This is a genomic window from Oceanispirochaeta sp., from assembly GCF_027859075.1.
Classification (GTDB): domain Bacteria; phylum Spirochaetota; class Spirochaetia; order DSM-2461; family DSM-2461; genus Oceanispirochaeta.
In genome coordinates this window covers 1-8,400 of the sequence record NZ_JAQIBL010000156.1, presented here as the reverse complement: position 1 = coordinate 8,400, position 8,400 = coordinate 1, and the positions used below count along the sequence as shown (strand labels likewise).

Genomic DNA, 8,400 nt, shown 5'->3' with positions numbered 1-8,400 from the left:
GCCTCATAAAAACAGCCCCATTTGACCACTTGAAAAAAAGATTGATTCTGTCCCAGGTTTTGGCTTGTTCAACCACAGCCATATGTCTTTCCTCAGGAATAATAGAATTGGAATCACCGACATCAGGGAGCCCACAGTCCACACTTGAGTCAATGAATTTGAAAGATATTTTAAAAGAAGAAATGAAATCATGGATATCCATATTTGTGTTAATACAGCATTCCTGCTGGTTCCAAAGAAACTTTTAATTTTTAGGTTCTGTTTGATGGTTTTAAAAAATATTTCAATCTGCCAGCGATCTTTATAAATCCCAGCAATTGTTTCAGGAGACCAGGAAAAATGATTTGTCAAAAGTACTATGGTATTGTCTGTATCAGGATCAAAGCTTTCCACGATTCACAATCTCTGAGTGCACTCCTTCCCTGTTTTTATTCCGGTCATCTTGATGTATTTATCAAATCCAATATTCTCATATTTACTAACATCGCATTCTTTTAACACCTGATATACTGCATTCCGTTTTATCCTTGTAACAAAGTAAATCCCTTCCTTACAATACTTTGAAAACTCTTTGTAATCGTTATAGTCTCTATCAAAAGCAAAAATGTCTCCTTTTTTCTTTGGTATTTCACGTATAGCATTCATCTCATGTCCTTTGGCATCTGTAACAGAGACAAAGGACGGGATATAACCGGAATGATCCAGTTTGACATGCAACTTAATCCCTCCTTTATTCTGTCTGAATTTAGCCCATGGAAATATATTCAGGCAAAGATCAATGGTTGATGCATCAATACTGTAGAGAGGGTTTTTGAATTTAAATTTATGTTTCTTCTTTTTGTTATGCAGTCTCCCAAGTAAGGAATAAAATAAATCCTGATAGATTTCATGTGGCCTGTTATTATTAGCATATGAGAGCGTTGAGCGTTTTACCGCGCCTATTCCTAGATGATAAAAATTGTTTTTATTCATGGATAAGCCTGACTCAATTCCCCTCAAACCTTTTTGTGAACCTAACTGCCCAAATAGCATTGCAGTAAACTGGCTCCAGCAACTGAATCCTTTGGTGTAGGCCTCTCCGCGGTGCTTCTTAACCCATTTTTCAAAATCATGTCTCTTTATTAATTGAAGAAGTTGCTGAAAAGTTGTATTCTGGTGACTCATAGCCGATTTCCTTTTAATGTATTGTTTTAGTTGACTTAACAATAATTGGATTTCGGCTTTTATAAAACCCCCTTCAGATTATCTTGGACAGGTGTGACCTGGTATATCAGAAATACTCAGGATCGAATCATATAAAGAAACTCCCAATGCCATGCTGAGCCGTGGATATTCCGGGCTTAAGGGTAATACCATTATCATCAATTTCCCCGGCTCTATTAAGGCAGTTCAACTTTGCACGAAAGTTGTAATCCCCATACTGAAACACAGTCAGAAAATGCTTAAGGGAGAAGGGCACTGAGATGAAATCCTTTAAATGCCTGAAATATCTGAGGAAATAAGTATGTTTTTATCGATTGAGGCTTCACAAATCCATAAAACACACATATAATACCCAAATCTAGCTTCGATTCAGAATTTCCTAAGGGCCATCTCTTCGCCTATGGGTTCTGAACATTGGGTACCCTGGAAACGGTGGCTGCCTCCCGTGTTTGAAAAGAAGACTACAAACAAGGAAGGAGTTATTGTGTCCGTAAAAGAAAAAACTATTCTAGAAACGACAATTACCCGCCGCGATTTTCTCAAGTTTACAGGTCTAGGTACTATCGGTGTAGCTGCTGCATCCTTTTTATTGCCGGGTTGTAAATCCAAAGATATCAAAGTATGGGAAACTGCAGATGGTATGATCATTCACGAATCAGCCCGCTGTACCGGCTGTCTTATATGTGAATCGACTTGTTCTGTCGGCAACGATGGTAAAGCAAGTCAGGTAACCGCAAGAATCAAAGTAAGCCAGAATCTGGCCTATGGTTCTAACGGTGTCCGTGGCGACTGGGCTAACGGTGATGGAGAAATGGGAAATTTCACAATGACTGCCGATACCTGTCGTCAGTGTGAACACCCTGCCTGTGCACTAGCCTGTCCTCAGGGTGCCATATTTCAGCAGGAAGCAAGCGGAGCCCGGGAAGTGGATCCTGAAAAGTGCGTCGGATGCGGGACCTGTACCCGCGCCTGTCCCTGGGGAATCCCCACACTGGACCCGGAAACCAATAAATCTACAAAATGTATACTTTGCCATGGCTATACAGCCTGTGTAAAGGCCTGCCCTACCGGAGCTCTTTCATATGTGACCTGGGCAGATGCACTTCAGAAATACAAAGAACACTTTCAGGCATAGGTAGGAGGAATATATGGCAATTAAAGGCGGATGGTCAGGAACTATCCTTCGTGTAGACCTGAGTACAGGATCAATCACCCGTGAATCCACGGAAAAATACACTTATTACGTCGGCGGTATGGGAATCGGTTATAGAGTTATGTGGGACGAAGTCCCTGCCAGAACTCATCCTTTTGCCGAAGAGAACAGAATCATTTTCGGTGTCGGCCCCCTGACGGGTACCGGTGCAATGTCCAGCGGACGGACTAATATTACCAGTCTGCAAGCATCGAACCCTTTTCACGGCGTCAGTGACAGCCATATGGGTGGTCATTTTGCTGTAGAAATGAAATATGCCGGATATGATGCGATCATTGTTCAGGGAAAATCAGAAAAACCGGTTTGGCTCAGGATTTCTGACCAGGATGTAACACTGGAAGATGCGTCACTCCTCTGGGGACACGGCACATTCGATACAATAAAAGAAGTAACTGCTCTTATGGGAAAAGATTCTCAGGTAGCTGCTATCGGACAGGCTGGTGAAAATCAGGTGAACCTCTCGGTAATCCGAACCGGATCCAGCCACTCAGCTGGTGGTCACGGCGGAGTCATGGGATCTAAAATGCTTAAGGCTATCGGTATTCAGGGAACTGGATCGGTAAAGATTGCCGGTGATAAAATGAAGTGGCATGAACTTAACACTGAAACATTTGCTTTAGTGGGAGCGAATAACCAGCATGTTGTCCCCTCCACCCCCCAGCCCTGGGCGGAATACCATCATCCGGGAAGTCGCTGGACGGCCCGAAAAGGCCTGATGTGGGGCGCTGCAGAGTATCCTATTGAAACAGGAGAATGCCCCCCCAATCTTCCGAATAAGATCGGTTACCGTACCATGAAGGCCATCAAGGACCTCGGTCCCGCCGCTGAACAGTATACCGTTCGTATGGGTGGATGTGCCTCCTGCCCGGTTCGTTGTCACTCCCATCTGAACGTACCCGAAATTAAAAAATATGGTGTAAGCCCCTATGTATCTAATACATGTATGGGATATTTCTCTCCCAACTACATTATGAATGGGCACTATGTTATCGAGGGAAAAACAAAAGACGAGGCCATCGTTATCGGACGGACAACTGGGGCCCAATTTGCGGATGACTATGGTGTTTGGTGTAACTATGGACAGATCGGCCGGGACTTTCAATGGACTCTAAAACATGGTTACCTGAAAGCCGCCCTTCCTGCAGATGAATATGCCAGCCTAGGGTTGGAAAAGATGGAAGCGGGAGATCCCAGCTTCTTTGGTGACTTCTATTATCGTATAGCTAATAAGATAGGAGAACTTGCAACTCTGGGTGAAGGGGCCTATGCTCTGGCAGAAAAATGGAATCTTCCGGAAGAGTACTGGACAGAACATAAGAATAAACTCTGGACTAAAATTGGTTATCCAGTACACCACAGTAGCGAATCCAACGGTGTTGTTGGTGCTGTTATTTCCTCCATGTATAATAGAGATGCCCAGTGTCACACACACATGAACCTGTTAGGAAGCGGCCTTCCCATCGAACTGCAGCAGGAAATAGCAGCAGAACATTGGGGCGAAGGTGCCATAGATCAGCCGGCCTTCTATACTCCTGCAAACGAAGCAAAAGCCAGATTTACCAAATGGAGTATCGTACGGAACGTACTGCACGATTCCTTAACCCTGTGTAACTGGATATGGCCCATGACGGTTTCTCCCCTGAAAGAGAGAAACTACCGGGGAGACACCGGTCTGGAAGCCAAGTTTTTCAGTATGGCTACCGGATTTGAAGTCAATGAGGAAACCCTGGACAAGTATGCCGAAAGGACATTCACTCTGCACCGGGCACTGACAGCCAAGCAGATGAACTCCAAAAACCTGCGGGATGATCATGACCAACTTACAGGCTGGCAGTATTCAATGGATCCTGATAAGAAAGCTTTTGACGAAGGAACCATCAAACTGGATAAGGACGACTTTAACCAGGCTTTGACCTACTTCTACAAAGAGATGGGTTGGGATGAAAAAACTGGAATCCCCACCAGAGCGACTCTGGAAGACTTGAAGATGGCTGATGTAGCCGATCAACTGGAGACCCATGGGCTTATCTAAAGCCTGATTTTTATGAATGAATCTGTAAAAGGGATTCTTCTGGAGGCGGTGCAAGCCGCCTCGGGGGAATCCCGTCTTATCGACGATCTGGAACTGACGACTCTCTGTATAGAAAAAGTTTCAGATGAAATAGAAATATCAAATTCCGCAATTCGAGAAACCCTGAATATTCTGAACGCTGAGGAAGATACAGCTCTTAGCGTTTTATCAGGAAAAGAACGTCTGCGTTGTTTTGATTCATCCCTAATGAGCCATTCATATGGAGAGGCATTGAATTTTGCTGCCGAAGGAGACAGCCTTAAAACAATTGCCGAAACTGTGCGAAAAGAATCCAGGCTCTACCCTCGCCCCTGCATCAGCGAGATGTTTCTGAGTTCACCCTATAATATTGAGGCTGAGAAACTTCAGGATACCATCCATATCCTTGTTTCTGATGTTTCTAATTTCAAAGATATTTGCCTTGCTAAGGCCTCAAATGGTGACATATATCTGTACTCTCAACGTTATATGAACAAATCAAGAGCGGAATACCTGGCTGAATGGGAATCCGTCGAAAGTCTGGAGTCTCAGTAATGATTAAAGATGGATTTCCAGAATTGACTCTGCCCCAGGTTGAAGAAGACGAAATAACTCTTTACATCGGGAATAGACTGATTCAGACCTTTCTCTGCACTCCGGAAGCCCTGGAGGAACTGACGATCGGCCATCTTTACTGCAGAGGTCTGATCAGTTCACTGAGACAGATATCTCAGATTGAGATATGTAGAAATGAGATTAAAGTGGAACTAAAAAAAGAGGATGCCATGGAGGCACCCCCCTCTGAACCTTTTCATAACCCCTCTTTGACTTTTCTTCAAAACCTTGCCGGCCAGATTCAAAACCTTGCTGAAAAGTACCGCCACCATGGAGGCATCCACTGTGCAGCCCTGTCTGACGGCTTGAATATTGTCGTTCTATATGAGGATGTAGGTAGGCATAATGCATTTGACAAAGCTATCGGAGCGGCCCTGAATCAAGGGATAGATCTGTCCAGACTGATCTATTTTTCATCGGGAAGGATCAACTCCGAAATTGCCGAAAAGGCCGCAGCATGCCGTCTGTCTCTACTTGTCAGCAGAAGTATAGCAACTAACAGAGCATGTGCCATTGCCGGGAGAACTGAAACAACTATAATTGGCAGAATTGAATCAAAGGCCCCTATTTTATATACTGCCTGCACGAGAGACTGAATGAAGAAAAAAAGAAGAAAAAAAGACCCGGATATGCTTAATACGCAACCAATATTGACTCACATAAAAGAACTTCGTACCGTATTTATTGTCACAATCATTGCTCTGACAATAGGCAGCGGTATCAGTTTTTATTTTTTCGATCCCATTATAGAGTTTCTGTATAAACCTTTCAGTGTTATGGAAAACCTGGAATCATCAGATACCCTTTTTGTCAACTTTCTGTTCGAGGGTTTCATCACCAAACTCAAGATTTCAATAATGGCAGGACTTACTCTGTCAGCCCCGCTTATTATTTTCATGTTGGTACGTTTTACCCTTCCAGCTCTTAAGAAAAAAGAAAAAAATGTACTATTCGCTGCTTTGGTCTGCGGTGCTATCTTAGTTCTTGTCGGCTTTTATTATGGGTATTTCTACATCCTGCCCTTAACGATAAAGTTTTTTACCAGCAGTGGTTTCCTCCCTGAGAAGGTAGGTTTTCTCCTGAACTACCAGCGAAATGTGATCTATATCTTTCGTTTTATTCTGATGATAATGCTGAGTTTTCAATTTCCCATACTACTGGAAGTCTTTCTTGTTCTGAACATTGTTTCTCGGAAATCTCTTTTCAAAGCAAGCCGCTTTGTCATCGTTCTTGTCTTTTTTGTTTCAGCACTAATCACACCCCCGGACTTTATTTCCCAGTGTATTATTTCAATACCACTGATTTTTCTTTATTTCTGCGCAATTTTCATTGCGAAAATATTTCATTTTGGTGAAGGAGAATCTTTAGAAAAATGAATGGACTTGGCTTTCAGGAGATACTGGTTATCACAGCACTTATAGTATTATTCATACGCCCGCAGGAACTGCCCGTCATTATGCGGAAGATGGGTAAAATCTGGGCAAAAATCTATTATTATTACACTATGGTGAAAAAAGAACTCATAGGTATGGAAAAGGAGTTCGGAATCGACGAAGAAATGAAAGAGATCCGGGCTATCAATGCAAGAATGAAGAGCGAGGTCGCTAACTTTGACCGCGCTTTATCAGAGACAGTAAATACAAGCATTCCATCCGAAAAAGAACCGGATGAGAAAAAGGAGTTATAATTATGTTAGGATCAACAGAAATAATGGTTGTCGGTGGAGTCGTGGTACTCCTATTCGGAGCTTCTGCCATTCCCAAATTTGCCCGCAGCCTCGGAAAGGCCAAAAAGGAATTTAAAGACGGTATGGAAGAATCTACATCAGAAGAGAATGATGCAGACGACAAGAAAGCGGTAGAAAAGGAAAAATAGATTCCAAATCTCTTTTTACCGAAAGCAATAGATGCCCAGGAATGCACAACAAAGTTGGACTTATAATAAGCTGAAGCTATCTTATACAAAGATAGCTTCACCATAGATTCAATCTTTAAGACTGGAAGTCTATTCCTTAAAACTCTTCAAAGGCTGACAGGATATAACCAGAATGATTTAATTTGACATGTAATTTCACCCCTGCTTTTGTTTTTCTAAAATGAGCCCAAGGAAAAAGACTCAGGCATAATACCTCTGTATTTTTCCGATATTATGAACCATACAATACAGAAGCCACTGAGTACTGACCTTCTCTCTGCCACGCAAGGTGAAACGGTTGAGTTTCTTTATTCCGGCGATGTGTCCGAACACCGGTTCCACCGTGCTCATGCGGTGAGAATAGATGGCTCTTCCGTATGGGGTATCAATCTTGTTTTTCATCTCTTCCACCGGATTCCGCCCATCCTTGTCTGTCACTTCTTTGAGGATAGCAACCTGCCTGACCTTCGTATGTTCAAGGCGGATACATTTGGAACGGAGCCTGCAGTTCATGCAGTATTCCACATGACCCTCATAGCCTTTTCCGGCATATCGTCCACCATTACTTCTAAAGTTCGGGGTCACAGGAATCATCATAGTCTGATCATGAGAATACTCTTTGTATCTCGCCATAAGATGAACCTCCGTTTTCAGAATTTTATCATTGAATCCAGGAGATCTGTAGAAAAGTTGGCTTCTTCTACAGTATCAACATTTAGTTAACTTGCTTTTCCGGCCCGAAGGGCTTGGCGTAATTTTTGTTGAGCGTAGCGATTGGCAAAAATTGTGACAACAGGAAATGTCAAGTGGAACTAGTTGTTAGGCATTTTTTTCTAATTTTCAAAACCTTGATCCATTTCGAGTGAAGGCGAATTTGTTTTTGGTTTTCCAACAACTTTTGCTGGTATTCCGACAACTGTAGTATGCGGCTTCACATCTGATAAAACTACACTTCCAGCACCAATTTTAACACCATCTCCGACTATAATATTTCCTAATATTTTAGCTCCTGCTCCTATTAAAACTCCATTTCCTATTTTTGGATGACGATCTCCTGTTTCTTTTCCAGTGCCACCCAAAGTTACTTCATGAAGCATGGATACATCATTACCAACAACTGTTGTTTCGCCAATTACTATACTTGTTGCATGATCTATAAAAAGTCTATTACCAATTATTGCACCAGGATGAATATCTACTCCAAATTTTTGAGATATCAAACTTTGTAATATTAAAGCAATATTAATTTGGTTATTTATCCATAAATAATGCGTAACACGGTAAGATTCTAAAGCATGAAAACCTTTATAGTTTAAAAATGGATTTAAATAATTTCTTGAAGCCGGATCTCGTTCGCGAATAGCTTTTAAATCTTCAATAATTGATTTTTTAATATCTTCTGATT

9 protein-coding genes, 1 pseudogene and 1 riboswitch are annotated in these 8,400 nt (G+C 42.2%); of the genes and pseudogenes, 7 read left to right on the top strand and 3 right to left on the bottom strand.

What is annotated here, in order from left to right; translation table 11 throughout:
- Window positions 1-3: 3 nt before the first annotated feature.
- Window positions 4-1,164 (bottom strand): annotated as a pseudogene (locus PF479_RS08715) (IS4 family transposase).
- Between the two features lie 389 nt (window positions 1,165-1,553).
- Window positions 1,554-1,679, top strand: a riboswitch (molybdenum cofactor riboswitch).
- Between the two features lie 8 nt (window positions 1,680-1,687).
- Between PF479_RS08715 and PF479_RS08710 the strand changes: the two are divergent.
- Genes PF479_RS08710 through tatA form a run of 7 tightly spaced genes read left to right on the top strand, consistent with a single transcriptional unit; the run spans window position 1,688 to window position 6,956 of the window.
- Window positions 1,688-2,338 (top strand): 4Fe-4S dicluster domain-containing protein, encoded by a 651-nt coding sequence (locus PF479_RS08710; RefSeq protein ID WP_298005012.1) that lies wholly within the window; start codon window positions 1,688-1,690, stop codon window positions 2,336-2,338.
- Window positions 2,339-2,351: 13 nt separating this feature from the next.
- Entirely contained in the window at window positions 2,352-4,448 is a 2,097-nt protein-coding gene (locus PF479_RS08705; RefSeq protein ID WP_298005009.1) for an aldehyde ferredoxin oxidoreductase, read from the top strand.
- A gap of 12 nt (window positions 4,449-4,460) precedes the next feature.
- Window positions 4,461-5,021, top strand: a complete 561-nt coding sequence (locus PF479_RS08700; protein ID WP_298005006.1) for a hypothetical protein — start codon at window positions 4,461-4,463, stop codon at window positions 5,019-5,021.
- A complete protein-coding gene (locus PF479_RS08695; protein ID WP_298005003.1) occupies window positions 5,021-5,677 on the top strand; it encodes a formate dehydrogenase accessory sulfurtransferase FdhD in 657 nt (218 codons plus the stop codon). The genes PF479_RS08700 and PF479_RS08695 overlap by 1 nt, the downstream gene beginning before the upstream one ends.
- On the top strand, window positions 5,678-6,457 hold the full coding sequence (locus tag PF479_RS08690; RefSeq protein ID WP_298005001.1) for a twin-arginine translocase subunit TatC: 780 nt from the start codon (window positions 5,678-5,680) through the stop codon (window positions 6,455-6,457).
- A complete protein-coding gene (locus PF479_RS08685; RefSeq protein ID WP_298004999.1) occupies window positions 6,454-6,768 on the top strand; it encodes a hypothetical protein in 315 nt (104 codons plus the stop codon). Before PF479_RS08690 ends, PF479_RS08685 begins: the two co-directional genes overlap by 4 nt.
- 2 nt (window positions 6,769-6,770) lie before the next feature.
- The gene (tatA, locus tag PF479_RS08680) at window positions 6,771-6,956 is read left to right on the top strand and encodes a twin-arginine translocase TatA/TatE family subunit (RefSeq protein ID WP_298004996.1); all 186 of its coding nucleotides are present in this window, start codon (window positions 6,771-6,773) and stop codon (window positions 6,954-6,956) included.
- A 240-nt stretch (window positions 6,957-7,196) separates the two neighbouring features.
- Here tatA and PF479_RS08675 read toward each other — a convergent pair whose 3' ends face one another.
- Complete coding sequence (locus tag PF479_RS08675; RefSeq protein WP_298004993.1) at window positions 7,197-7,628, bottom strand: transposase; 432 nt, start codon at window positions 7,626-7,628, stop codon at window positions 7,197-7,199.
- Between the two features lie 200 nt (window positions 7,629-7,828).
- A partial coding sequence (gene cysE, locus PF479_RS08670) for a serine O-acetyltransferase (protein WP_298004990.1) occupies window positions 7,829-8,400 on the bottom strand: 572 nt, incomplete at its 5' end.

Bases quoted from the DNA above. Each gene is read 5' to 3' on its own strand.
- PF479_RS08695 (WP_298005003.1), top strand. From the start codon at position 5,021: ATGATTAAAGATGGATTTCCAGAATTGACTCTGCCCCAGGTTGAAGAA.
- PF479_RS08705 (WP_298005009.1), top strand. From the start codon at position 2,352: ATGGCAATTAAAGGCGGATGGTCAGGAACTATCCTTCGTGTAGACCTG.
- PF479_RS08685 (WP_298004999.1), top strand. From the start codon at position 6,454: ATGAATGGACTTGGCTTTCAGGAGATACTGGTTATCACAGCACTTATA.
- PF479_RS08700 (WP_298005006.1), top strand. From the start codon at position 4,461: ATGAATGAATCTGTAAAAGGGATTCTTCTGGAGGCGGTGCAAGCCGCC.
- PF479_RS08690 (WP_298005001.1), top strand. From the start codon at position 5,678: ATGAAGAAAAAAAGAAGAAAAAAAGACCCGGATATGCTTAATACGCAA.
- tatA (WP_298004996.1), top strand. From the start codon at position 6,771: ATGTTAGGATCAACAGAAATAATGGTTGTCGGTGGAGTCGTGGTACTC.
- PF479_RS08675 (WP_298004993.1), bottom strand. From the start codon at position 7,628: ATGGCGAGATACAAAGAGTATTCTCATGATCAGACTATGATGATTCCT.